This window comes from Streptomyces sparsus, from assembly GCF_054776295.1.
The window spans coordinates 1-566 of record NZ_BAAHCA010001691.1 but is presented as its reverse complement, the minus strand read 5'-3'; the positions used below and the strand labels follow the sequence as shown (position 1 = coordinate 566).

Annotated in this window: 1 protein-coding gene; it reads left to right on the top strand. The window is 76.3% G+C overall.

All coding sequences use genetic code 11. From position 1 onward, the window contains the following. Window positions 1–566: choice-of-anchor P family protein (locus ACYVE9_RS30330; RefSeq protein WP_461031057.1), on the top strand; the 566-nt coding region annotated here is incomplete at both ends.

The window sequence follows — 566 nt, the reverse complement described above, 5'->3', positions numbered from 1 at the left end:
ACCGCCGCGGAGGCGGCGCACCCGGACGGCACCTCCGCGGCGGACGTGGGGTCCGCCCCGCTCGGTGACGCCGGAACGGCCGAGTCCGTGCGGGCCCGCGCCACCGGCAGCAACCCGGACGGCACCGTGAGGTCCGTCGCCTCCGTCGGCTCACTGTCGATGGACATCGGCATGGCCCGGCTGCGGACCGGCCGGATCACCGCCACCTGCACCGCCGCCCCGGGGAGCACCCCGCGCGGCAGCACGTCGGTGAACGACGGCAGCTTCACGGTCCACGGCCTGCCCGCGTTGAAGCTGCCCACCGACCCGGCGCCCGGAACCGTTGTCGTGCTGCCCGGCGGCCTGGGTGAACTGGTGCTCAACGAGCAGACCCGGGACGCCAACGGCGCCCTCACCGTCACCGGCCTGCGGCTGACCCTCTCGGACGCCACCGAGAAGTACCGCGGTCGCATGGTCGCCGCCTCCACGCGCTGCGCGGCCGGCAAGGCGGACCCGGCGTCGGTCGAGGCCCACGTGGTGGACGCCCAGGCGGGCGACGCCGACGAGGACCGGGCACTGGCCGGCGT